Source organism: Ruegeria sp. BK1 (assembly GCF_056535645.1).
The window spans coordinates 429921-451852 of the sequence record NZ_JBQFIS010000003.1 but is presented as its reverse complement, the minus strand read 5'-3'; the positions used below and the strand labels follow the sequence as shown (position 1 = coordinate 451852).

The following is a 21932-nucleotide window of genomic DNA, read 5'->3' as shown; positions in this document are numbered from 1 at the left end:
CCCAAAGCGGTCCTTGGGGCACAGCGGGATCTAAAGGTGATTACTCGGCTGTTTTGTAGAGGTTTTGGAGTACCAGTTCTGCTCTACGTTATTGACCGGCCAGTTCCCCACATCGCTGTCCATCATATAGACGCCAGCATAGTGATAGATCGGGATGACGGGGTCTCTTGCGCGATGATACGCTCGACCTCGGTATAAAGCGGCGCGGCATCGTCTGCGGTTTTGGCAGAGGCCAGCAGTTCATCAACTTTGGCGTTGTTGTACTTGCCGTCGTTATAGCCCGAATCGGACTGCAACAGGTCCAAGAAGGTCGAGGCTTCGTTATAGTCGCCACACCATGCGCCACGGGCCAGATCGAAGTTCTGGTTGCCGCGCTCTTCCAGGAACACTTTCCATTCCATGTTGGCCAGCTCGGCGTTCACGCCCAGTTTCTGTTTCCACATCTGGCTCAGCGCCACGGCAACTTTCTTGTGCGCTTCTGACGTGTTGTAGACCATCTCGAAGCTCAGCGGATTGTCTGCGCCATAACCAGCCTCGGCCAGCAGTTCTTTGGCCAGTTCGTCCCGTTCGGCTTGCGACATCGACGCCATTTCGACGTCCGGAACGGTGAAGCCTGCGGTTGCTTCGGGTGCGAAAGTATATGCCTGCGGCTGACCGCCTGCCATGATGTTCTCGGTGATGATCTTACGATCGACAGCAAGCGACAGGGCCTGACGGACATTCGGGTCTTTGAACGCTTCCGGACCACCTTCGGACAGGTTGAACGTGTAATAATAGTTGCACAGACGCGGGAAGCTGATCGCCTCTTCCGGGTGCTCTTTTTGCAGGCGCGGGAACTGGCCTGCGGGCACTTCGGTGCGGTCCAGTTCACCGGCCAGATAGCGGGTCAGGGCCACGTTTTCGTCGTTAATGACCAAGGCCACGACTTTTTCGATAATCGTGTTGTCGTTGTCCCAGTACATCTCGTTGCGCTCGCGAACCGAGCGTTCCTGCGGCAGATGCTCGGTCAGAACATAAGCACCGTTCGACACGATGTTGCCGGGCTTGGTCCAGGCGTCGCCGAACTCCTCAATCACTTTCTGCGGGGCAGGGAAGGTGGTCGCATGCGTGGTCATCTGCGGGAAATAGGACAGCGGCGCGCTAAGCTTTACTTCCAGCGTGTGGTCGTCGATGGCTTTGACGGCCAGATCGTCAACCGGCTTTTCGCCTGCGATAATTTCAGACGCGTTCTCGATCGACATCAGCTCCATGTACCACGCATAGGGCGAGGACAGCGCGGGATCAACGGCACGTTTCCAGGCGTAAACGAAATCGCCAGCTGTAACCGGATCTCCATTGGACCACTTGGCATTGTCGCGCAGGGTGAAGGTATAGACGTCCTTGGCATCATTGGTGGTGAAGCTGGTGGCAACACCCGGCACCAGATTACCGTCTTCGTCCTGGTTCATCAGACCTTCGAACAGATCGCGGACGATCTCGGCGCCCGAAACATCCTCAACTACCTGCGGATCGACCGAGCTGTGCTCGTCCAGAATGCGATAGGTGAACGTCTGGTCATCGGCCAGCGCTTCGCCCGTGGTTGGGTGGGTTCCGGCGGCAAAAGCCGCGCCGGTGATCATAGTCGAGGTCAGCAGGCCTGCTAGAGATGTCCGAATATACTTGTTCATATTGTTAACTCCCGTTTTTTGAAGGCAAGGCGCACGCAGCCGATCAGGGTGGCCCGTTGCCACCTTGATTGCCCGACCAGAAAGCGGCCCGGAACAGGTTCAGATTTTGCTTTGTCAGATCGCAATGAACACCGCGTCACTGGGTTTCGGTTTGCAGTCAGGAATGTTGTTGCGAAAGTCGCCTTTCACTGGGGCAGACGTTGGCATTATTTCAAAAAAGGTTAAAGCCTTTGCCTGCAAATTAGGCAACCTTAGGTGGATTGTGAATGAAACCGAGAGGTCGCAGGCAATAAAATGGCGAAACTTCACGTGTTCTTGACACTTTCGTGAAGCATGAGGCTTGGACTTGACCTGAAGTCTTTGTGTTTCCCTCACGTCACCTGATCCAAAAATGCGAATCGCTCCTGAATCCATCTGTCCGTCTTGTGATCCGGCAATCAGGCGCTTGGGCCTTGGCACCGCGCACGACAGAGTATAACAGGGCGCATCCCGGTCGCAGCCTACCCGGGTATCAAAACAAGGGTTCAAAATATGAAAACGATCGTAATCTGCTCGGGCGGGCTGGATTCGGTATCTTTGGCGCATATGGTTGCGCAGAATCACGAATTGGCGGGCCTGATCTCTTTCGACTATGGCCAGCGCCACCGCAAAGAGCTGGACTATGCCGCGCTGTGCGCGCAGCGCCTTGACGTGCCCCATGACATTATCGACCTGCGCCCAGTTGGGGCGGTGCTGACCGGTTCGGCCCTGACCGATGATGTGGATGTGCCCGACGGGCACTATGCCGAAGACAGCATGAAGGTGACCGTGGTGCCCAACCGCAACGCCATCATGCTGACCGTTGCATTCGGTGCTGCGGCCGCATGTGGGGCGGATGCTGTTGCCACCGCCGTCCATGGCGGGGATCACTTTATCTATCCCGATTGCCGCCCTGCCTTCACCGAAGCCTTTGAGGCAATGCAGAAGCTGGCGCTGGACGGCTATGCCGACGTCTCGCTGTTCACGCCGTTCGTGCATCGCAGCAAAGCCGATATCGTGACCGAGGGCGCGCGTGTGAACACCCCCTTTGCCCAAACATGGTCCTGCTACAAAGGCGGAGACAACCATTGCGGGCGCTGCGGTACCTGTGTCGAGCGGCGAGAGGCCTTCCATCTGGCCGGTATCCCTGACCCTACAACCTATGACGACCCTGATTTCTGGGTGGCAGCCACGACACAGAAGGAAAGCGCCTGATGTATCGGATCACCAAGGAATTCCACTTTTCTGCCTCGCACCAACTGACCCATCTGCCCGACGATCACCAATGCGCGCGGATGCACGGGCATAATTATGTGGTCGAGGTCGAACTGGCCGCCAAGGACCTGAACGCTGACGGGTTTGTCCGCGATTATGGCGAGCTGAAGCCGCTCAAGACCTATATCGACGAGACGTTTGATCATCGCCATCTGAACGATGTGATGAACATCCTGACCACGGCCGAGAATATGGCGCGTCATTTCTATGACTGGTGTGCTGCCCGTTGGCCGGAAACCGCTGCCGTGCGGGTCAGCGAAACTCCTAAAACATGGGCCGAGTATCGCCCATGACCCGCCTGCGCATTGCCGAGATTTTCGGCCCCACGATTCAGGGCGAAGGCGCGCTGATCGGGGAACCTACTGTATTCGTGCGCACCGGCGGATGTGATTACCGGTGCAGCTGGTGCGACAGCCTACACGCGGTTGATACTGCCTATCGTCATGACTGGGCGGCGATGACCACGGATGCGGTTTGGAGCCGAGTGCGCGACCTGTCAGGCGGGCGGCCTTTGACCGTGTCGCTGTCGGGTGGCAATCCTGCCATTCAGGATTTTGCCCCTCTGATCGCCAAGGGAAAGGTCGAAGGCTATCGGTTCGCCTGCGAGACGCAAGGTTCTATCGCAAAGCCGTGGTTCAGCGATCTGGATACGCTGGTCCTAAGCCCTAAACCGCCCTCGAGCGGGGAGTCGGTGGATTGGGTCGCGTTCGACGCCTGTCTGACGGCTGCTGGAAACGGCCCCAAAACGGTGATGAAAATCGTGATCTTTGATGAGCGTGACTACGCTTGGGCCCGTGCCGCGGCGGATCGCTATCCGGCGCTGCCACTGTATCTACAGCCGGGTAATGAGACGGTCGACCCCACGCAGCCCGTCGATCCGCAAACCCTGTCGGATCGGCTGCTATGGCTGGTCGAGAAAGTCACCGCAGATGGCTGGTTCACCCCTCGGGTGTTGCCGCAACTGCATGTCCTATTGTGGGGCAACAAACGCGGGGTCTAAAACCCCATCAGGAGAAGACAATGGAAACCATCTACAGCGACCTGACCCAATTGGGCGGCAAAACCGAACTGCCCACCTCTCCCGAAACCGCCGAGCTGGAACGGGTGCAAAACCCGCAGGCCGATATCGACTATTGCGTGCGGTTCACCGCGCCCGAGTTCACCTCGCTGTGCCCGATGACGGGGCAGCCGGATTTTGCACATCTGATGATCGACTATGTGCCCGGCGAATGGTTGGTGGAATCGAAGTCGCTCAAGCTGTTTCTGGGCTCGTTCCGCAATCACGGCGCGTTTCACGAAGATTGCACCGTGTCCATCGCGCGCCGTCTGGTCGATTTTCTTGACCCGCGCTGGCTGCGGATCGGCGGGTACTGGTATCCGAGGGGCGGTATTCCGATTGATGTTTTCTGGCAGACGGGGGCCATACCCGAGCATGTCTGGATTCCCGATCAGGGCGTGCCGCCCTATCGTGGGCGCGGCTGACACCGCTCGCTTGGGTCGGGCGAAAATCCGACCCGAAAAAGCCTTGAGTAATCGTGTGACTCTGCCGATAGTTGACCCAGATATCGGTATAAGGGCTTTTGGGTGTGAGGTATTTCAATTGGTCGCGGGTGCTCGTGCTGGTTGTGCTTGCACTTGTGTCCGCGCAATCCGTTTTTGCCAGCGACAGTTTTCTGGACCCGCAGGGGCCGATTGCGGCCGTGCAGAAGACCCATCTGCTGCGCGCAACGGCTCTGATCCTGATTGCGGTGATCCCGGTGTTGGTGCTGGTACCCCTGATCGCCTACCGCTATCGCCGTCGCCCCGACACCTCTGCCACTTACCGACCCAAATGGGATTTCTCGGGGCCTCTGGAATTTGCTATGTGGGGTGTGCCGGTACTGATCGTGGCCATCCTGTCGTTCTACTTGTGGAAAGCGACGCATCGGCTTGATCCCTATGCCGCCCCGTTTGGAGACCAACCCGCCCTGAACGTGCAGGTTGTGGGGCTCGACTGGAAATGGCTGTTCATCTACCCCGATCATGGCATCGCCAGCGTGGGAGAGTTCGGCATACCCGTGAACCAGCAGGTGGCCCTGACCTTGACGACCGATACGGTCATGCAATCCTTCATGATCCCGGCGCTGGCAGGGCAGATTTACGCGATGCCCGGCATGACAACCAAATTGCATCTGGTGGCCGACACCCCCCGGACCATGCAGGGCGAAAACACCCAATATAACGGCCGTGGGTTCACCAAGCAGAAATTCGTGACGCAAGCGATGCAACCGGGCGATTTTGAGGCCTGGGTCAACAGCGTCCGCACCCATGGCATTCCGCTGACCGATGAGACCTATCAAACATTGGCCATGCGCACCGATCGCGATGAGGTACAGGCCGCGTTGGGTACGCCGCTCATGCCGCTCAACGCGCTGTATTTCACGATTGAGGAGGGGGATTTGTTCCACTCGATCCTGCACCGATATCACGGTGGGCAACCGCTACCGACAGATCAGCAACCCGGAACTGCAACCTATGGGCAGGAGGGTGCGCAATGACGTCGGAAGCAGGAGGGCTGATCGGGCGGTTAAGCTGGGATGCGTTCCCGATCGTAGGTCTGATCCAGACGCCAAACGCCAATGAGATCGTGGCCAATGCCGCCGCCGCCGTTGTTCTGGTCGGGGTGGTTGCCGTTGTAGGGCTGCTGACATGGTTCCGCCTGTGGGGGCCCTTGTGGCGTGATTGGCTGACCAGTGCGGATCACAAGAAAATCGGTATCATGTACATCGTCTTTGCGATCGTCATGCTGGCGCGTGGGGTGCTGGAAGGCGTCGTTATGCGCGCCCAGCAGGCTGCGGGGCCTGGGGACGGGTTCCTTGAAGCCGAACATTTCGCCGAGCTTTTCAGCACCCATGGCACGATCATGGTGTTCTTTGTGGCGGTGCCCTTTGTATTTGGGGTCGCGAACTTTCTGATCCCCCTGATGATCGGCGCGCGTGATGTTGCCTTTCCGGTCATGAACCAGATCGGCTTGGGCCTGACGGTTTCTGCCGGGATGATGTTGATGGTTTCGCTGGTGGTGGGCGCGTTCTCGACCGGAGGGTGGACGGCCTATCCGCCCTATACCGGCGCCGCGTTCAACCCAGGGGTCGGGCCGGATTACTGGATTTGGGCGATTGTCGTATCGGGGATCGGCACCACCCTGACAGGAATCAACTTTGCGGTGACGATCTACAAGCTGCGGGCGCCGGGTATGACCTTCATGCGGCTGCCGATGTATTGCTGGACGATCATTTGCAGCTCGATCCTGATCATCTTTGCAATGCCGCCTTTGGGTGTGGCCGCCTTGATGTTGGCGGCTGACCGGTATCTGGATTTCCACTTTTTCACCAATGACCTTGGCGGCAACATGATGAACTACGCCAATCTGTTCTGGCTGTTCGGCCACCCCGAGGTCTACTTGTTGGTTCTGCCCGCCTACGGGATCTATTCCGAGATTTTCGCCACCTTTTCGGCCAAACGGCTTTACGGTTACAACTCGCTGGTTATTGCGACCATGTCGATTGCGATACTGTCCTTTACCGTCTGGCTGCACCATTTTTTCACCATGGGGCAAAGCGCGCTGATCAATGCGGTTTTCGGGATCGCCACGATGCTGATTGCCATCCCGACCGGTGTGAAAGTCTATGACTGGACGGCAACGCTGTTTCGCGGGCGCATCCGGTTTTCGGTGCCGATGCTTTACGGTTTGGCCTTCCTGATGCTCTTTGTGATCGGAGGGCTGTCGGGTGTCATTCTTGCCAATCCGACCATCGACTATCAGGTGCACAATACTCTGTTCTTGGTGGCGCATTTCCACAATGTGCTACTGCCGGGGGTGCTGTTCGGGCTGTTGGCCGGGTATAACTATTGGTTCCCCAAGGCCTTCGGATTTCGCCTGAACGAAACATGGGGCCGGATCTCGGTGGTCCTGTGGACGGTCGGGTTCATGCTGACCTTCCTGCCGCTTTATTTCGTGGGGCTGATGGGGATGCCGCGCCGGTCGTTCAGTTGGGAAGACCCCAGCTTTCATCCTTATATGATCGTGGCTGCACTGGGCTCGCTGGTCATTCTTGCCGCACTTCTGTCGGTTGTCGCGCAGTTGTGGGTCAGTATCAAACAGCGTGAAACCACACGCGTTCCTGTCGGGGACCCATGGGACGCGCGCACGTTGGAATGGTCCATCCCGGCCCCGCCGCCGCCCTATAATTTCGCCGTTATCCCGCAGGTGACAGACCGTGACGACTTTGCCGAAGCGAAAGAGCGCGGCGCGGCCTATCCAACGCCGGATGCCTACGAGGATATCCTGCTGCCGCGCAACACAAGCATCGGTTTCATCCTCTGCGTGCTCAGCGGGGTGTGGATGTTCGCACTTGTCTGGTGGATCTGGTGGCTGGCGGCGCTGACTACCGTTCTGATGCTCGTGTCCTTCATCGCCTGGACGTTCAGAACCGATACCGAAGAAGTTATCTCAGCCGAACAGGTGCGCAAGGAACACGAGGCCTGGCTGGATCCGGTCCGCGCAGCGACCCCGTTGACCGCGATCACGAATATGCGTCGGAAAACCGCGGTCTCGCTCGCCCCGATCTGGAGGTGGCGACATGAAACGCGCGCCCACTCACAGCTATCCGGGCCTGAATCTTGGTCGCCGCCACCCCGGCGCGGACAAGGCCAGTGAGGTCGTCTCGTTCGGGTTCTGGGTCTTTCTGATGAGCGATCTGGTTTATTTCGGCCTGATGTTCGCCATCTACATCACCATGATCGACGCGCAGGCCGGTGGCCCCGGTCCGCATGAGCTGTTCGATCTGACCAGTATTTTCGCCCAGACGCTGATCCTGCTGACCAGCAGCCTGACGGTCGGGCTGGCAATGCTGGCGCTGAAATACAACCTGCCCCGATCCCGCATCGTGATGTGGTTCGGGATAACGCTGGTCCTTGGCCTCAGCTTTCTGGTGCTGGAACTGCGCGACTTTATGGCCATGGCAGAGAAGGGCGGAGTACCCCAGCGCAGCGGCTTCCTGTCGGCATTCTACGGGTTAGTCCCGCTACACGGGCTGCATGTTGCGGCGGGGTGTCTGTGGTTGGTCGTGCTGGGCATACAGCTGCGCGTCTTTGGCCTGACTGATGTGCTGATGTCCCGCGTTGTGCGTCTGGCGCTGTTCTGGCACTTTCTCGACCTGATCTGGATCGGCATCATCACTATCGTCTACTTCGGAGGGCTGACCTATGGATAACCTCACCGAGATGCACCGGCGCGAACGCAGACGCTATGTTGTCGGTTACGGCGGTTCATTGGTGCTGACGCTGATCGTTTTCATCATTGCCTATGTGTTCGGCATTAAAACCACGGGCGTCTACCTGACGATTGGTCTGTTGGGCCTGGCCCAACTGATCGTGCAACTGGTGTATTTCCTGCATATTGATCGCCGCCGCAGCAGCCGCGAGGATTTGGACCTCGTGCTGTTTTCAACGCTTGTCCTGTTGATCATCATCGTGGGCACGGTCTGGATCATGGGCAATCTGTCGGTGCGGATGCATACCTATCCGATGTAGCTTGCCGGGGCTGCGATCAGTCACTGCGTCAGCCACATTCCCAGTACTACCGCCCCCCAGCACAGGGCAAGGCTGAACGCGATGTTGCCAGCGGCCAACACAAGGGTGCGTTCTCGTTTCAGGTCCAGCGTTTGATAGGCAAAGCTAGAAAACGTGGTGAAGCCGCCGCAGAATCCGAATACCAGTCGCCGCGCCTCCTCCCCCATCTCGACTGGCCCGCCGAGAACCCCTATCCAAAGCCCCAGCAACAGGCTGCCCAGCACGTTCACAAACAGCGTTGCAATCGGCAGATTGTGCCGCAGCCACAAGGCGATCCAATGGCGCAGAACCGCTCCCAACCCTCCGCCGAGGCCAAAGATGGCGTGCAGATAGGCTTCGGTCATCTGGCCCCCTTCACGCCGTGAACGCGCCGCCCGACTGCCTCACCCAACAGGGCTGCGGCAAGGCCAAAGACAATCTCGGACGTGGCAGCATAGACCGCGCCCCATGGGCTAGTTGAGGCGATCGCGGCCAGATCGGCCACGAAAGAGGAAAAGGTGGACAGCCCGCCGCAAAACCCCACAGCTCCCAGATGCAATACATGCGCATGAACCCGGTGCCGGATGGAATAGAGCCAGCCTAGAACGAAACAGGCAAGAACATTGATCCCGAAGGTCGTCGTTACGGCCAAGATACTGGGCAGCGGGACCGACAACCCTTCACGCAGCAGCGAACCTGCCGCGCCGCCGACAAAAACGGCAAGGAACATGCGCCCAATGTTGGGTTGAAGTTTGCTATCAGTCACAGACCCTGCCCAGTTCTTTGTGCCTTTCGGCATACCCACTGGCTGGGGACGGATCAACCATCGACCGCCACTATCACGAATCCGCTGGAACAGGTGACAAATGGCATAAACGCTTGCAACAAAAGATCGAATTGCCCAACTTCCGATGTAACGCAGGCCAGTTCAGGAGAGCCCCAATGATAGTCCGCCGACTCTATTACTTTCTAAGCTGTGTTTGCCTGCCGCTGACCCTGATCCTTGGGTTTGTCTGGTCTCCGATCCATTGGCTGTTGATCTTGCTGATCCCCTACGCAGTGATCGGTCTGTACGACATACTGACGACGAAGCACAATGTTCTGAACAATTACCCGGTGCTTGGGCATTTTCGCTATATGCTGGAGTTTGTCAGCCCCGAAATCCGCCAGTATTTCGTAGAAACGAACGAAAGTGGCCGCCCCTATAACCGAATTGTTCGCGGGTTGGTCTATTCCCGCGCGAAAGGTCAGGTGGACACGCAGGCTTTTGGGACGCAGTACGATATCAATTCCGTGGGTTATCACCGCACCAATCACTCACTCGCCCCCAAACATGTGGACGAAAGCGAAGAGCGCGTTTTGCTTGGCGGTCCGCAATGCTCCCAGCCTTACAATGCTTCGCGCCTGAACGTGTCGGCGATGAGCTTTGGCGCGCTTAGTGCAAATGCGATCAGGGCTCTGAACGGCGGTGCCAAGGATGGAGGATTTGCTCATAACACTGGCGAGGGCGGTTTGTCTCCGCATCATCTGGCCGAGGGTGGGGATATCATCTGGCAGATCGGAACCGGCTATTTTGGATGCCGCTCAGCGGATGGCGGGTTCGACAAGGACAAATTCGCCGAAAAGGCCAAAAAGGACGTTGTAAAGGCAATTGAGATCAAACTGTCGCAGGGGGCCAAGCCCTCGCATGGGGGGGTGTTGCCTGCCGCCAAGGTTGATGAGGAGATTGCTGAAATTCGTGGCGTTCCGGTGCACCAGGACGTCATTTCGCCCCCCACGCACTCCGCCTTTGAGGGTCCGACCGGATTGATGCAGTTCGTTCAGCATCTGCGTGAGATGTCGGGTGGTAAGCCGGTTGGCTTCAAGCTATGCATCGGTCGCCCGTCGGAATTCATGGCAATCTGCAAAGCGATGCTTGAGACAGGCATTCTGCCGGATTTCATCACTATTGACGGGTCCGAAGGGGGCACTGGCGCTGCTCCGGTCGAGTTCACCAACCGTCTGGGCATGCCTCTGAACGAGGCATTGATCTTTGTGAACAATTGCCTGCGTGGCGCAGGGTTGCGCGACAAGATCCGGGTGATTTGTTCGGGCAAAGTGGCCACCGGTTATGACATGATCGAGAAATTCGCGCTTGGTGCGGATATGTGTAACGCGGCAAGGGCGATGATGTTTGCCATTGGCTGTATTCAAGCGCTGCATTGCAACACCAACCGCTGCCCATCCGGCGTCGCCACGCAGGATCCGATCCGGGGACGTGCGGTGAACGTACCGCAAAAACGCCAGCGGGTTCATCGCTATCACGACGCCACGCTGGAAAGTTTCCGCGAAATTCTGGGGGCCATGGGCAAAGAGAAAGTGTCCGAACTTAACCCCTCGGATATCCGGCGTCGTACAGCGGATGAGCGAGAGCACTCTTACGCAGAACTGTACGATATCGTGGAAGAGGGCGCGTTCCTGGGCGATGCCGTCCCGGATGAGTTCGCAGCCGATTGGAAAATCGCCTCGGCCCAGCATTTCTGATTTTTTTCACGCGCGCGCCAAGGATTGACCTTTTCCATCCGTCTTACTCATCGTGATGCGTATGGAAACATCGGATGAGGATCTGGCCCGGGCGGCGGCAAAAGGCGACGCGGACGCGTTCGCTTCTCTTTTGCGGCGCCACTATGACCGGATTTTCCGGCTGTGTTTCCGGCTGACCGGGCGGGCGGATCAGGCTGAGGACCTGACGCAGGATATCTGCGCGGCGCTTCCTTTGAAGGTTCAGGCCTTTCAGGCGCGGGCCAAGTTCACCACATGGCTTTATCGTGTGGTGGTCAATGCAGCCGAGGATGCGCGTCGCCGCGCCACTTCTCACAGTCGCGCCGCAGCAGGGTGGGGCGACGTCGAACAGATGCGCCGGGCCGAAGCGACCGAGGCCGCCGAGGCCGTGGATTGGTTGCAAAGGGCAATGCGCAGCCTGCCGCAGGATTTGCAGGAGACGCTTGCCCTGACCCTTGAGGAAGAGATGACCCACGCGCAGGCGGCTGAGGTTCTGGGCGTGTCTGAAGGGACGGTCTCGTGGCGTATGTCGGACATCCGAAAGCGCTTGCGGGCCATGCGGCAAGAGGAATTGGACCAATGACCGACGATCTTGACCATCTCAAATCGCTGATGGATGCGGCAACACCCGCCCCCGACAGCGCACGCCGGGCGAATAATCTGGACCGGGCACGAAAATCTTTTGCGCGTGCCCAAGGATCTCGCGTCGGCGCACGTCCCACTGTCAAGCGTGGCCCAGTAGCCCGCCTGACAGAAGGAGCGATTTTCATGCTGAATTCCCTGACTTCCCGTGGTGTTTTGACCGCTACAACAGCCCTTGGGGCTATCGCATTGGTGCTTATTGTCCCGCAGATGCAAACTGGCCCGCTGCGCGTGACGGACCAGATCGAAAGCCGGGTTGTTGAACCGGCAACTATCCCTCAGCCGTTGCCACAAGCCGAGGAAAAATTTGCCGACGCTATCGCCGCTGCCCCGCAGGCGCTGAGCAAGCGCGCGGAAGGTGCAAACAGCGAGCCGACGGTTCGCCTCGGTCGAGATAATGTCGCCGAGGTTGCCCGGATCGCCCCGGCTGCACCCGACGTCGTAGTCGCATCAACTCCGAACACAGAAGCCTTCGCAAACGCCGATAGCAATCCACTGAAAGTCACGGCCGAGGACCCAGTTTCGACCTTCTCGATCGACGTGGACACGGCATCCTATGCAATTGTCCGGTCCTCGTTGTTGAATGGTCAGATGCCGCCGAAAGACGCGGTGCGGGTGGAAGAGATGGTGAATTACTTCCCCTACGCCTATCCGGCACCCGATGGTGAGGCCCCGTTTCGTCCGACGATCACGGTCAGCCCGACGCCTTGGAACGCGGGAACGCAGCTTGTGCATATCGGTATTCAGGGCGCGCTGCCCCAGATTGCCGAACGTCCGCCCCTGAATCTTGTGTTTTTGATCGACAGTTCAGGCTCGATGCAGGATGCAAACAAGCTGCCGCTTCTTAAACAGTCTTTCCGGCTATTGCTGTCGGAACTTGGGCCTCAAGATCAGGTCTCAATCGTGACCTATGCGGGCAATACAGGGCAGGTGCTGGAACCGACCCCGGCCACCGAGCGGAGTCAGATTTTGGCGGCGCTGGATAAGCTCGAGGCTGGAGGCGGGACCGCCGGACAAGCCGGGTTGCAACAGGCCTATCAGGTGGCCGAGGAGGTTGCGTCGGATGGCGAGGTGACGCGGGTCATTCTTGCAACAGACGGTGATTTCAATGTGGGGCTGTCGGATCCGGAGGCTTTGAAGGACTTCATCGCTCGGAAACGCGACAGCGGAACTTATCTGAGCGTTTTGGGCTTTGGACGCGGCAAACTGGATGATGCCACGATGCAGGCCTTAGCGCAGAACGGGAACGGGCAGGCGGCCTATATCGACACGTTGGGCGAGGCGCGTAAAGTGCTGGTCGATCAATTGACCGGCGTGCTGTTTCCGATTGCCAACGACGTCAAAATTCAGGTCGAGTTCAACCCCGCGCAAATCGCCGAATATCGCTTGATTGGCTATGAGACGCGGGCACTTCGGCGTCAGGACTTTGACAATGATGCAATCGATGCAGGCGATATCGGGGCAGGGCACAGTGTGACTGCGATTTACGAAGTCACACCTGTCGGCTCCGACGCGATCCGCAATGGTCCCTTGCGCTATGGCGCGTCTCAGGTGGTCGCGGATACGGACGAGGAGATCGGATATTTCAAATTGCGCTACAAGCAACCCGGATCGGACCGCAGCCAGTTGATCGAAAACCCTATTCGTTTCGACCAGGGCGTTGTGACGGACGATGTCGCGTTTTCCCACGCGATTGCGGGATACGCCCAGGCGCTGCGGGGCGATGAATATCTGGGCAATTGGTCTTATCCGCAAGCCATCGATATGGCCACGGCGGCACGGGGGGACGATCCGTTTGGATACAGGGCCGAGGCAATCATGTTGATGCGCCTGGCCCAGGCCTTGGCCGATTAGAACGACCTTGGGTTATTGGTCGAGTGTGTGTGTATTCTTCGAACGCTCCACTCGACCGCGTCGCGCATGGTTTTGCCCAGGGCGATATCGAAAGCGTTGACCAGATCCGGGGTTTGTTCACTTTCGGCAATCACGGCTTCTTGAAACGAACCCGACGCTATGATCTTGTCTTCGAACTCGTCGATTATCTTGATGTTCATGCGCACTTCTATGCGAACGGTCGACTCGCCATCGGTGCCGCTGACGACTATGCCCTGAAACTCGCGCAGATCGGGGACGATGACATAATCTGCTCGAAGGCCAACAGTGGACCGTCCAACCGCGGCCACTTTGCCGCTGTTTTCATAGCTTTCAACCATTAGCGCCTGCACGATCAGGGGAGCTCGGTCGACCCAACGCGCGCGGGACAGGTACTGTACTTGCAGATGCGAAGGCTGGATCGCAATCTGATCCGTATTGACCGCCGCCGTTGCGGTCGGCTCTTCTACAACGATCTGTTTCTGTACGCGTGGCAGCGACGATGAAAACGTGCTTTTAGGCGTCAGCAGATACAGGTCGTTGGGCTTTGACGCCTGTTGCAACGTACCCAGCCCGGTGCATCCAGCAAGAACCACTGCCGCCAGAACGAAAGGAAGAAACCTGATCATTGGCGAAACTCCGATGCTTGAGTGCCCAGCAGAAACCGCGCTGGGTCACGTTCAACCTTATCGACCAGCCGATCCAAAGTGACCACCAATCGTTGGGATTGTTCGATGAACCGGGTGAATTGGGGCAGGCCAACGCGCATGAAATCCGAAATCTGACGACGATTTTCCTGGACGATTCCGTCAATCGTTCCCAACAGGTTCGAGGCCGATTCCGACGCGCTGAGGATATCCTTGGAAATCTCGTCCAGCCTGTCGGTGACGCTAGTGACAGTGGTTGCTACCTGATTGGCGGCGTTGCGGATGTCGGCCATGACAGCGCCCACGTCTTCGTTGATCACGCGATTGGCTGAATCAAAGGCGCTCTCGGCAGATGTCAGCGTGCCTTTTGCGGTGTCCATTGCACCGGTGATAGAGCCCAGTGTTTCGTTGGCATTCAGGAAGGTTTCCGTGGCAGTCGCAAGCGCCACGCTGCCTTCATCTGACAGGCCGGACAGATTTTCTGCCAGAGATGAGGCGCGGTCAATAAACGGCCTCAGATCCTGCTGGATAACCTGGTCTGCGGTCTCAAAAGTCGTCTTGGCGCTATCCAGCGCGGCGGCAGCGGATTCAGAGGCCGTCTTGACGCTATTCAGTGTGTCGGTTCCGGTGGTCAGAGTGGTCTCGGCCGTATCGGCGAGCTGATCCAGGCGTTTGGAGAAGTCCGAAATCTCTCGGGCAGCGCCGCCCAGATCGGCCGAGAGGGATTCGAAATCTGACAGAGTCTTGTCTAGCCGCCCGGTGGCCGAGGCGACGTTGGCCAGAATATCGGACACGGCCTGCCGGTTTTTATCGTCTACAACCTCGTTGATGTCTTCAAGCAGGGTGATGGCTTTCTCCATCAACAAAGGCGCGCCTTCGAAGAGGGACTGAATGGCGCTGCGTTTGCTTTGGATCAGGCTGTTCTGCGGTAGGCGTTCTGCGGTTGACGATCCACCGGTCAGTTCCACGAAACTAACGCCGGTCACCCCAAGTGATTGCAATTGCGCAATAGTTTCGGATGTCACCGGGATTTCCGCGTCCACCTCAAGACGGACTCGTACTTTCGAAGGATCGTCCTCATCCAGCTCCAGCGAAATGACCTGTCCGACGGGCAACCCGTTATAGCTGACCCCACCGGCGGCGGAGAGGCCCGAGACATTGTCGAACAGCACCTCATAATACGCGTATTGGCGCGAGATTTCGAATTTGGCGAGCCAAAGGAAGAACCCGAACGCACCAAGAATGCCCGCAAGCGTGAAGGCACCGATCAGGATATAATTTGCTCGGGTCTCCATTGCCTTTACCTGCCTAGCCCTTTTTCTTGTGCCGCGCGTGCCCTTGGGCCGGTGAAATATTCTTGCACCCAAGGATGATCGACTTTGGTCATTTCTTCAATCGGACCTTCAACCAGGACGCGTTTTTCTGCAAGTACGGCAATCCGGTCACAGATGGCATAAAGGCTGTCCAGATCATGAGTTACCATGAAAACGGTCAGCCCAAGCGCGTGTTGCAACTCGCCGATCAGATCGTCATAGGCGGCGGCCCCGATCGGGTCCAAACCGGCGGTGGGTTCGTCCAGAAAGACAATCTCGGGGTCCAGCGCCAGCGCACGTGCAAGGGCGGCGCGTTTACGCATCCCTCCGGACAATTCGGACGGAAACTTGCTGCAGCTAAATTGTGGCAGGCCGACAAGGCTGATCTTGAGGTTTCCTAATGCGCACATCAGACTTTCACTAAGGCCCGTGTGTTCGCGAAGCGGCGCCATGATGTTTTGCAACACGGTCAGAGAGGAAAACAGCGCGCCATCCTGAAACGCAACGCCCCAGCGCTGTTCAATCCGGCGGCGTTCCTGTTCGGGGCCGTTCACAACATCGACGCCCAAAACCTCGATACTGCCAGCGGCCGGTTTGTTTAGCCCGACGATCGTGCGCAGCAGAACGGATTTCCCGGTGCCTGATCCGCCAACGATGCCCAGAACTTCACCACGCCAGACATCTAAATCCAGATTTTGATGCACGATCTGAGGGCCGAATTGGTTGGTCAGGTTGCGCACGCGGATAACAGCTTCGCGCTGTGTGTCCGTCTTTTGGCTGTGCTGCGGCAAAGTCCCGTCCATGTCAGACACCCATCACCGAAAAGAAGATGGAAAACAAGGCGTCCAACGCGATCACCATAAAAATGGATTGAACCACAGACGCCGTTGTACGCTGCCCAACGCTTTGGGCCGAGCCCTTGACCTGTAACGCCTGCCAGCAGGCAATCACCCCGATCACAAGCGCAAAGAAAGGGGCCTTGATCATGCCGATGGCAAATTGCCAGATGCCGGTGTTTTCTTTCAGACGCGTGGCGAACATGCCGGGGCTGACGCCCAGATCAATCCAGCTCATCAATCCGCCGCCGATCAGGGCCGCCATATTGGCAATGAACCCCAGAATGGGCAGCATGACCAGCAATGCCATGACGCGGGGTATGACCAGAACTTCGATCGGATCCAGGCCGAGGGTCCTCATCGCGTCAATCTCTTCTTGCACTTTCATCGACCCGATCGAGGCCGTAAAGGCCGAGCCAGAGCGGCCGGCCACGATGATGGCCGTGAGCAAAATGCCCAGTTCCCGAAGGACCGAGATCGAGATCAACTCGACCACGAAGATCTCGGCTCCGAATTGCTTCAGCTGGGTTGCGCCCTGAAACGCCAGAACCACCCCGATCAGAAAGCCCATCAGCGCGACTATTGGAATGGCGCGAAAGCCGGTTTCCTCCATTTGCGACACAAGCGCGGCACCGCGCAGTCGTCGAGGCATCATTAGGGTGCGCATCAACCGGTGCAGGGTCATCCCAAGGAATTCCAGCATCGACAGCGTGTCTTTCCACCCTCCTGCAGTCCGCTTGCCCAGACTTTCGATCCAATCTGCGAAACTGCGACTAGTGTCTTCTGATTCCGGATCCTCGGGGATGTTGCGTGTGACCGTCTCGATCAGGTCGGAATACGCGGGCAACGCCCCTTGAAACCGCACCTCGGCTCCGGCCAGTTTCGCCCTATGCGCAAGGTCGGCAACCACCCAAGCCCCACTGGTGTCCAGCGCCTGGATTCCAGACAGATCAATGATCAGATTGCTATCGTCAGGCTTATACGCAGCAAAGCTCTGTTCGACGCTACTGAGTGTCTGAGTCAGCAAGTCTCCGGACACCCGAAGGTAAACGCCGTCGGCGCTTGTTTCCGAATTCAGGCTAGGTCGCGTCATGGCTGTATGTGATGTAAAACTGTGTGGGGCTGCAATGTAATTTTTTGGGAAGAAGCAATTTTGTCCCTGCATCATGTCGTGAATGCGACAAGCCCCAAAGCCTGATTGCGCATGGTCTATACCTATTGCTCAATTCACCTGTTCAGGACAGTGTGGCCGCAGGTTAAATTCGGGTTTGAGAGAATTGACATGCCGCAGTCGGGGAATGTCCTTTTCATTGTCATTGATCAGCTTCGGGCAGATTGTCTGAGCGGCGCTCTGGCGGATTGTATCGAGCTGCCGAATCTCAGGGCGTTGATAGCTGATGCCGTCCGCTTTGACCGCCATTTTTCAGTCACCAATCCCTGTGGGCCGTCGCGGGCATCTATCCTGACTGGGCAATATGCGATGAACCACCGGTCTGTGCGCAACGGAACGCCCCTGCGGCATGACACGCCCAGCATCGCATCGGAAATGCGAAAGGCGGGGTATCGCCCGATGTTGTTCGGCTATACCGATACTTCGGCGGACCCAAGGGCCTATGATGCGTCAGACCCGATCCTCAAATCTTATGAGCATCCGATGCCTGGTTTTGATGAAGTGCTGGAGATGCGGTTGGAGGAGTCCTATCCTTGGCGCGCCCATCTGATGCAAAAGGGCTATGCGTTTCAGGACTATTGGGATATTCACAAGCCAACCGCACCCGACGGTGGCGCGCCAAGGCTGAACGATCCCGCACCTTATCGGGCCGAGGACAGCGACACAGCCTTTCTGACGGACAGCTTCCTGAACCATATGGCGCCGATGGTTGGTCAGGGCTGGTTTGCGCATTTGACCTATATCCGGCCGCATCCGCCGCTGGTGGCCCCGTCGCCCTATAACGACATGTATGATCCCGCCGCGTTGCCTTTGCCGATCCGGCACGCAGACGAGGCGAAAGATCGCGCCATGCACCCGTTCTTTGAGCCGACCATAGATCGCCATAGCGCAGGTGACGTTGTGTTGGGGTTCGATGAAGTCGAACCGAGTGATCAGAATATTCAGACATTGCGGTCCGTCTATCTGGGCCTGACCACAGAGGTCGATCACCATATTGGGCGAGTTATCCAGTTTTTGAAAGACAGTGGCCAGTATGAGCAGACGCTTATCGTAGTGACCGCAGACCATGGCGAGATGCTGGGCGATCATCATAGCTGGGGCAAAATGACGGTGTTTGACGCCGCCTATCATACGCCACTGATCATTCGGGTGCCGGGCAATCAGGCACAGGCCGGTCAGGTTGTGACCGTTCCGACCGAGTCCATTGATATCGCGCCCACCATCCTCGACTGGGTTGGCCGGACGCCGCCCAATGCGATGGACGGACGGTCATTGCTGCCCTTGCTGACGGGGGACGCGCCCGAAGATTGGCGCAATTATACCTACAGCGAACTGGATTTCGGAGATCCGCAAGCAAAAACTCTATGGCAACAGCGGCTTGGAACCGGCCATAGCGACTCGAACCTGTCCATCTTGCGCGACGCGCGGTTTACTTTGGTCGAATTTGCCGCCGACCTGCCGCCCATTCTATTCGATCACCAACAGTCCGGTGAAATGCAAAACGTAGCCAACGACCCCGCATTTGCGATCGATCTGGCCCGTTTGGGGCGGCAGATGCTACGTCACCGGATGCGCAATACGGATCATACGCTGTCCTTGCACTCCATCACCTCGGATGGACCGAAGGTGCAAACCCGCTATTGACGCGCACCGGCGCGAATGTCGCGCCTGTGCCCTCTACACCTGTGAAAGATCCGGTGCTACGCATATGTCGGGGAGGACGGGTTTGGACTTAACTGACAAGAACATAAAGGCCATGACGACCGCAGGCCTAAACCTGATTGGTCAGGGGCTGTCGATCTATGACAGCCAGTTGCGGATGGTCGTCAGTAATCGTCCGTTTCAGGAAATGTTCGATTTGCCGGATCGCTTGGTCCAGCCAGGCGCGTTCTTTCATGACACGATCCGATATCTTGCCGAACTTGGCGAATATGGCGACGTAGCCGATGTCGATACAATCGTTGAACAGCGTGTCCAACAGGCACTTGCTTTCGAACCCCACTATATGGAACGCGTGCGGGCCAATGGGCAGGTGATCTCGGTAGAGGGGGCACCGCTTCCTAAAGGTGGCTGGGTCGCCGTTTATACCGACATAACCAACACCAAACAGGCTGAGGCCCTGTTGCGTGCCCGATCCGAGGAATTGTCCGAACAACTTCTGGACCGGGCCGAAGAATTGACAGCAACAAACCGGAAACTGGCTGCGACGATCTCGGCGCTAGAGGAAGCCAAGCGACAGTTGACCGAGATCGAAGCCCGTACCCGGATGACGACAGAAATGATGCCAGCCCATATCGCGCATCTGGATTCTGAGGGACGCTATGACTACTCGAACCGCCGTCTGAGCACCGTACTGCCTGGCCGGCCGTCCGATATACTTGGGATGCATATTTCGCAAGCGTTGGGATCGGCCACATATCTCCGGGTCGAAGCGCATTTGCAAAATGCCTATGGCGGAGAACCTTCGGTTTTTGAGTTTAACGAGGATCAGGATTCTCGTCGCATTCGGGTCTCGTTCACGCCAGATGGCGAAGGAGGCGTCTATGTCATGTCGGTGGACATAACCGAAGAAACGCAGGCCAGAGTCGCGCTGCAACAAACACGTCGTCGGGCGATGGCCGCGCAGATGACCAGCGGGCTGGCGCATGATTTCTCGAACCTGTTGACGATCATTCTGGGCATACAGTCGCGGTTGCAAAAGATGGATCTGCCCGAAAGCGCCCGAGAACTTGTGGCTGCTACGCAACAGACGGCGCGCCGGGGCGGCCAGCTTCTAAACCGGATCGCTGACATGACCGGCAGCAGAACTCCGCAGCCCAAGGCAACCGATATGCGAGGTTTATTAGAGGATTTGCGTATCCTTGCCTCACCCTCCCTGCCACGCGGCGTGGGTCTTTCGGTGGTGAATACTTTGCCCGATGAGGCGCTGATGCTGGATCCGGGCATGGTGCAGGACGCATTGTTGAACTTGGTTCTGAATGCGCGCGATGCCTGTGGCGGCTCGGGGCAGGTGACGATCAGCGCACATACGATCGGGACGATCTGGATCGAAATTGCGGTGTCCGATACAGGCCCCGGTTTCTCGCCCGAGGCGCTGGACAAGGCGCTGAACCCGTTCTTTACCACCAAGGGCGACAAAGGATCGGGCCTGGGGCTGCCAATGGTCTATGACACGGTGAAACTGGCAGGCGGCGATCTGAGCCTGCGCAACACGCCGTCCGGTGCATCCGTCGTCCTGCGCCTGCCCTATCGTCCCGCGCCGCCGGTGCAGGAAGGGTTGGTCTTGTTGGTCGAAGATAGCGATGCCTTGCGCCAGAACTTTCGCGATATGCTGATTGATCTGGGGTTCACTGTAATCGAAGCCACCTCTGCCGATGAAGCGCTGGCTTTGACCAGTGACCTGAACGACATCGCGTTGGTTTTGTCAGATATTCGGCTTGAAGGGGATGCAACCGGTTTGGACTTGCTGACACGGATGCGGTCACGTTTACCAACAATCCTGATGACATCCCTGCCATATTCCGACCCGTTACACCGCGAAGCTCTGACGCGCGCCCCTGTTCTGCGCAAACCCTTTACGCGGGCACAACTTTCCGCCCTTCTCCGATCCGAGGTCGCTTGATGACACAGCCATTGGTCACCATCGTCGATGACGAACCTGAAATCCGCCGCATCCTGACCGATGCCCTGGAAGATGCCGGGTTCCGGACTCAAAGCTTCGCCCGAGCCCGCGAATTCGAGGCGTCGCTAAAACGCGCCACACCCGATGTCTGCCTTGTGGATCTGTCTCTGCCCGACACGGACGGCTTGGCGCTGGTGCACCGGTTGGCGTTGGAGCAAGGCGCGGCAGTCATCATCATTTCCGGCCGAGCGCAAGTTCAGGACCGCGTCACAGGGCTTGAATTGGGGGCCGATGACTATATCACCAAACCCTTTGATCCTGCCGAAGTTGTTGCGCGTATCCGCGCCCGATTGCGATCGCCGCGGGTACAGGCCGTGCAGTCGGATACGGCCCGCTTTAACGGCTGGTCGGCTTATTTCGATCGCTACATCCTTGAGAACGAGGATGGTGCAGAAACTTCGTTCAGCCATGCGGAAGGCGAAGTTCTACGACTGTTTCTTGAAAGTCCTAAACGCTTGATCAGCCGCGCTCAGATGCAAGAGGCGCTGGGTGGGGGAGCCGGTGACAGTTTTGACAGGGCCATGGATGTGCGCATATCTCGGCTGCGGACGAAGCTGGGTGAAGACCCTAAAAATCCGCGTCTGATCAAGACGATTTATGGCGCAGGCTATATTTTTCTGGGGGATGTTGAGTGGGCCTGATCGGACGGTCTCATAGTCGTCGAGACCCCGCTGCCCAG

21 protein-coding genes and 1 pseudogene are annotated in these 21932 nt (G+C 57.8%); 14 read left to right on the top strand and 8 right to left on the bottom strand.

Annotation, left to right across the window (positions count from 1 at the left end; genetic code table 11):
* Nucleotides 1-40 precede the first annotated feature (40 nt).
* Nucleotides 41-1619: pseudogene (locus ACR3E7_RS22940) on the bottom strand (peptide ABC transporter substrate-binding protein).
* A gap of 579 nt (nucleotides 1620-2198) precedes the next feature.
* Between ACR3E7_RS22940 and queC the strand changes: the two are divergent.
* From queC to ACR3E7_RS22900, 8 genes are all read left to right on the top strand, one after another.
* A complete protein-coding gene (gene queC / locus ACR3E7_RS22935; RefSeq protein ID WP_480503709.1) occupies nucleotides 2199-2900 on the top strand; it encodes a 7-cyano-7-deazaguanine synthase QueC in 702 nt (233 codons plus the stop codon).
* The gene (gene queD / locus ACR3E7_RS22930) at nucleotides 2900-3253 is read left to right on the top strand and encodes a 6-carboxytetrahydropterin synthase QueD (protein WP_170773332.1); all 354 of its coding nucleotides are present in this window, start codon (nucleotides 2900-2902) and stop codon (nucleotides 3251-3253) included. The genes queC and queD overlap by 1 nt, the downstream gene beginning before the upstream one ends.
* On the top strand, nucleotides 3250-3960 hold the full coding sequence (queE, locus tag ACR3E7_RS22925; RefSeq protein ID WP_480503711.1) for a 7-carboxy-7-deazaguanine synthase QueE: 711 nt from the start codon (nucleotides 3250-3252) through the stop codon (nucleotides 3958-3960). The genes queD and queE overlap by 4 nt, the downstream gene beginning before the upstream one ends.
* Before the next feature lie 20 nt (nucleotides 3961-3980).
* A complete protein-coding gene (gene queF, locus ACR3E7_RS22920; protein ID WP_480503712.1) occupies nucleotides 3981-4442 on the top strand; it encodes a preQ(1) synthase in 462 nt (153 codons plus the stop codon).
* Between the two features lie 134 nt (nucleotides 4443-4576).
* The gene (locus ACR3E7_RS22915) at nucleotides 4577-5497 is read left to right on the top strand and encodes a cytochrome ubiquinol oxidase subunit II (protein WP_480503713.1); all 921 of its coding nucleotides are present in this window, start codon (nucleotides 4577-4579) and stop codon (nucleotides 5495-5497) included.
* Nucleotides 5494-7656 carry a cbb3-type cytochrome c oxidase subunit I gene (locus ACR3E7_RS22910; protein ID WP_480719561.1) on the top strand — a complete coding sequence of 721 codons (2163 nt, stop codon included), beginning with the start codon at nucleotides 5494-5496 and terminating at the stop codon, nucleotides 7654-7656. Before ACR3E7_RS22915 ends, ACR3E7_RS22910 begins: the two co-directional genes overlap by 4 nt.
* Nucleotides 7580-8212 carry a cytochrome c oxidase subunit 3 gene (locus tag ACR3E7_RS22905; RefSeq protein WP_170789937.1) on the top strand — a complete coding sequence of 211 codons (633 nt, stop codon included), beginning with the start codon at nucleotides 7580-7582 and terminating at the stop codon, nucleotides 8210-8212. The genes ACR3E7_RS22910 and ACR3E7_RS22905 overlap by 77 nt, the downstream gene beginning before the upstream one ends.
* The gene (locus ACR3E7_RS22900; RefSeq protein WP_237217442.1) at nucleotides 8205-8531 is read left to right on the top strand and encodes a cytochrome o ubiquinol oxidase subunit IV; all 327 of its coding nucleotides are present in this window, start codon (nucleotides 8205-8207) and stop codon (nucleotides 8529-8531) included. The genes ACR3E7_RS22905 and ACR3E7_RS22900 overlap by 8 nt, the downstream gene beginning before the upstream one ends.
* 20 nt (nucleotides 8532-8551) lie before the next feature.
* Here the strand turns inward: ACR3E7_RS22900 and ACR3E7_RS22895 are convergent, their stop codons facing one another.
* Together ACR3E7_RS22895 and ACR3E7_RS22890 are read right to left on the bottom strand one after the other, a co-directional pair.
* The gene (locus tag ACR3E7_RS22895; protein ID WP_480503716.1) at nucleotides 8552-8914 is read right to left on the bottom strand and encodes a fluoride efflux transporter FluC; all 363 of its coding nucleotides are present in this window, start codon (nucleotides 8912-8914) and stop codon (nucleotides 8552-8554) included.
* Nucleotides 8911-9315: a fluoride efflux transporter FluC gene (locus ACR3E7_RS22890; RefSeq protein WP_331252561.1), complete on the bottom strand. Its 405-nt coding sequence runs from the start codon at nucleotides 9313-9315 to the stop codon at nucleotides 8911-8913. The genes ACR3E7_RS22895 and ACR3E7_RS22890 overlap by 4 nt, the downstream gene beginning before the upstream one ends.
* Before the next feature lie 176 nt (nucleotides 9316-9491).
* On the opposite strand from ACR3E7_RS22890, the gene ACR3E7_RS22885 reads away from it, so the two are divergent.
* The 3 genes from ACR3E7_RS22885 to ACR3E7_RS22875 all read left to right on the top strand — a co-directional run bounded on the left by ACR3E7_RS22885 (nucleotide 9492) and on the right by ACR3E7_RS22875 (nucleotide 13586).
* Nucleotides 9492-11072: an FMN-binding glutamate synthase family protein gene (locus ACR3E7_RS22885; protein ID WP_480503718.1), complete on the top strand. Its 1581-nt coding sequence runs from the start codon at nucleotides 9492-9494 to the stop codon at nucleotides 11070-11072.
* A gap of 61 nt (nucleotides 11073-11133) precedes the next feature.
* Nucleotides 11134-11673, top strand: a complete 540-nt coding sequence (locus tag ACR3E7_RS22880; RefSeq protein WP_170773347.1) for an RNA polymerase sigma factor — start codon at nucleotides 11134-11136, stop codon at nucleotides 11671-11673.
* The gene (locus tag ACR3E7_RS22875) at nucleotides 11670-13586 is read left to right on the top strand and encodes a vWA domain-containing protein (protein ID WP_480503719.1); all 1917 of its coding nucleotides are present in this window, start codon (nucleotides 11670-11672) and stop codon (nucleotides 13584-13586) included. The genes ACR3E7_RS22880 and ACR3E7_RS22875 overlap by 4 nt, the downstream gene beginning before the upstream one ends.
* On the opposite strand, the gene ACR3E7_RS22870 is transcribed toward ACR3E7_RS22875, so the two are convergent.
* From ACR3E7_RS22870 to ACR3E7_RS22850, 5 genes are all read right to left on the bottom strand, one after another.
* A complete protein-coding gene (locus ACR3E7_RS22870; protein WP_170785788.1) occupies nucleotides 13583-14233 on the bottom strand; it encodes an ABC-type transport auxiliary lipoprotein family protein in 651 nt (216 codons plus the stop codon). The genes ACR3E7_RS22875 and ACR3E7_RS22870 overlap by 4 nt on opposite strands.
* Entirely contained in the window at nucleotides 14230-15546 is a 1317-nt protein-coding gene (locus ACR3E7_RS22865; protein WP_170789940.1) for an MlaD family protein, read from the bottom strand. Before ACR3E7_RS22865 ends, ACR3E7_RS22870 begins: the two co-directional genes overlap by 4 nt.
* A 5-nt stretch (nucleotides 15547-15551) precedes the next feature.
* Entirely contained in the window at nucleotides 15552-16367 is an 816-nt protein-coding gene (locus ACR3E7_RS22860) for an ABC transporter ATP-binding protein (RefSeq protein ID WP_480503720.1), read from the bottom strand.
* A gap of 1 nt (nucleotide 16368) precedes the next feature.
* A complete protein-coding gene (locus tag ACR3E7_RS22855; protein ID WP_170785795.1) occupies nucleotides 16369-17493 on the bottom strand; it encodes an ABC transporter permease in 1125 nt (374 codons plus the stop codon).
* A 129-nt stretch (nucleotides 17494-17622) separates the two neighbouring features.
* Nucleotides 17623-17820, bottom strand: coding sequence for a hypothetical protein (locus tag ACR3E7_RS22850; protein ID WP_480503831.1), 198 nt, complete (start codon nucleotides 17818-17820; stop codon nucleotides 17623-17625).
* On the opposite strand from ACR3E7_RS22850, the gene ACR3E7_RS22845 reads away from it, so the two are divergent.
* The 3 genes from ACR3E7_RS22845 to ACR3E7_RS22835 all read left to right on the top strand — a co-directional run bounded on the left by ACR3E7_RS22845 (nucleotide 17740) and on the right by ACR3E7_RS22835 (nucleotide 21894).
* Entirely contained in the window at nucleotides 17740-19215 is a 1476-nt protein-coding gene (locus tag ACR3E7_RS22845; protein ID WP_480503827.1) for a sulfatase-like hydrolase/transferase, read from the top strand. The two genes, ACR3E7_RS22850 and ACR3E7_RS22845, sit on opposite strands and share 81 nt — an antisense overlap.
* Before the next feature lie 112 nt (nucleotides 19216-19327).
* Nucleotides 19328-21193, top strand: coding sequence for a PAS-domain containing protein (locus ACR3E7_RS22840; protein ID WP_480503722.1), 1866 nt, complete (start codon nucleotides 19328-19330; stop codon nucleotides 21191-21193).
* Nucleotides 21193-21894, top strand: a complete 702-nt coding sequence (locus ACR3E7_RS22835; protein ID WP_170785802.1) for a response regulator transcription factor — start codon at nucleotides 21193-21195, stop codon at nucleotides 21892-21894. Before ACR3E7_RS22840 ends, ACR3E7_RS22835 begins: the two co-directional genes overlap by 1 nt.
* Nucleotides 21895-21932: the final 38 nt, after the last annotated feature.

Coding starts and splice junctions, on each gene's coding strand:
- queC (WP_480503709.1), top strand. CDS start 2,199: ATGAAAACGATCGTAATCTGCTCGGGCGGGCTGGATTCGGTATCTTTG.
- queD (WP_170773332.1), top strand. CDS start 2,900: ATGTATCGGATCACCAAGGAATTCCACTTTTCTGCCTCGCACCAACTG.
- queE (WP_480503711.1), top strand. CDS start 3,250: ATGACCCGCCTGCGCATTGCCGAGATTTTCGGCCCCACGATTCAGGGC.
- queF (WP_480503712.1), top strand. CDS start 3,981: ATGGAAACCATCTACAGCGACCTGACCCAATTGGGCGGCAAAACCGAA.
- ACR3E7_RS22910 (WP_480719561.1), top strand. CDS start 5,494: ATGACGTCGGAAGCAGGAGGGCTGATCGGGCGGTTAAGCTGGGATGCG.
- ACR3E7_RS22905 (WP_170789937.1), top strand. CDS start 7,580: ATGAAACGCGCGCCCACTCACAGCTATCCGGGCCTGAATCTTGGTCGC.
- ACR3E7_RS22900 (WP_237217442.1), top strand. CDS start 8,205: ATGGATAACCTCACCGAGATGCACCGGCGCGAACGCAGACGCTATGTT.
- ACR3E7_RS22895 (WP_480503716.1), bottom strand. CDS start 8,914: ATGACCGAAGCCTATCTGCACGCCATCTTTGGCCTCGGCGGAGGGTTG.
- ACR3E7_RS22885 (WP_480503718.1), top strand. CDS start 9,492: ATGATAGTCCGCCGACTCTATTACTTTCTAAGCTGTGTTTGCCTGCCG.
- ACR3E7_RS22880 (WP_170773347.1), top strand. CDS start 11,134: ATGGAAACATCGGATGAGGATCTGGCCCGGGCGGCGGCAAAAGGCGAC.
- ACR3E7_RS22875 (WP_480503719.1), top strand. CDS start 11,670: ATGACCGACGATCTTGACCATCTCAAATCGCTGATGGATGCGGCAACA.
- ACR3E7_RS22870 (WP_170785788.1), bottom strand. CDS start 14,233: ATGATCAGGTTTCTTCCTTTCGTTCTGGCGGCAGTGGTTCTTGCTGGA.
- ACR3E7_RS22865 (WP_170789940.1), bottom strand. CDS start 15,546: ATGGAGACCCGAGCAAATTATATCCTGATCGGTGCCTTCACGCTTGCG.
- ACR3E7_RS22860 (WP_480503720.1), bottom strand. CDS start 16,367: ATGGACGGGACTTTGCCGCAGCACAGCCAAAAGACGGACACACAGCGC.
- ACR3E7_RS22855 (WP_170785795.1), bottom strand. CDS start 17,493: ATGACGCGACCTAGCCTGAATTCGGAAACAAGCGCCGACGGCGTTTAC.
- ACR3E7_RS22850 (WP_480503831.1), bottom strand. CDS start 17,820: ATGGCGGTCAAAGCGGACGGCATCAGCTATCAACGCCCTGAGATTCGG.
- ACR3E7_RS22840 (WP_480503722.1), top strand. CDS start 19,328: ATGACGACCGCAGGCCTAAACCTGATTGGTCAGGGGCTGTCGATCTAT.
- ACR3E7_RS22835 (WP_170785802.1), top strand. CDS start 21,193: ATGACACAGCCATTGGTCACCATCGTCGATGACGAACCTGAAATCCGC.